This window comes from Anaeromyxobacter sp. SG66, from assembly GCF_022690805.1.
GTDB classification, from domain to species: domain Bacteria; phylum Myxococcota; class Myxococcia; order Myxococcales; family Anaeromyxobacteraceae; genus Anaeromyxobacter; species Anaeromyxobacter soli.
The window spans coordinates 1-820 of record NZ_JALCZC010000238.1; the positions used below are offsets into that span (position 1 = coordinate 1).

The 820-nt window shown below is 74.6% G+C and carries 1 pseudogene; it reads right to left on the reverse strand.

What is annotated here, in order from left to right:
* Positions 1-820: pseudogene (locus MNZ39_RS24105) on the reverse strand (hypothetical protein); the annotation flags it as partial.

Below are 820 nucleotides of genomic sequence, written 5' to 3' on the forward strand. Positions count from 1 at the left end.
GGGCCGCCGCCGAGCGCGCGGATCCGGTCCGCGACGTCGCGGAACGCCGGGTCGAGCTTCGCCACGCGCTGGAGGAACCAGAGCCCCACCTCCGACTCCCCGACGGCCTCGTGCGCCGCAGCGAGCTCGTACTGGACGGCCTTGGCGGCCTCCTTGGTGAGCACGTCGGACGCGAGCGCGCGGCGGAAGGCGCGGATCGCCTCGCCGTGCTCCCCCTTCGCCATGCGGCAGAGGCCGATCATCGAGAGGCAGTCGATCGCGCGCCGCTTCTCGGCGCCCTTGAGCGCCACCTCGAACTCGTGGACGGCGTCGTCGAGGAGCGCCATCTCCTTGTAGGCGATGCCGAGGTCGTAGTGGGTGGCGCTGTCCTCGGGGCGGACGGTCTGCTCGACGCCCTTCTTGAACTGCGCGAAGACGTCCTCGACCGAGTACTGGAACTCCTCGTCGTCCGCGGCCGGGGACGCCTCGCCGCCGAGCTCGTCCGCGAGCTCCCGCGCGATGTCGAAGCTCTCGTCGACGCCGGAGACCGCGAGCGGTCGCGTCTCCCGCGCCGTCCCTCCGGGCGGAGGGGTGGCCGCGGGCGCCTCGCTCGCGGCGCGCCGCTCCACCTCGGCGAGCCGCGCCTCGATCGCCGGGTGATGCGGGTGCAGGGCGAGGAGGTTCTGGAGCGCCTCGCGCGCGGCGCCGAGGAGCCCTTCTCGCAGGAAGAACTCGGACTCCTCGAGCTCGTCCGAGACGTCCGGGAAGGCCGCGCCGTTCCCTCGCGCGGAGGCGGGCGGAGGCTTGGGCGTCGCGGGGGCGGGGGCGCGGGGCGGCGGTC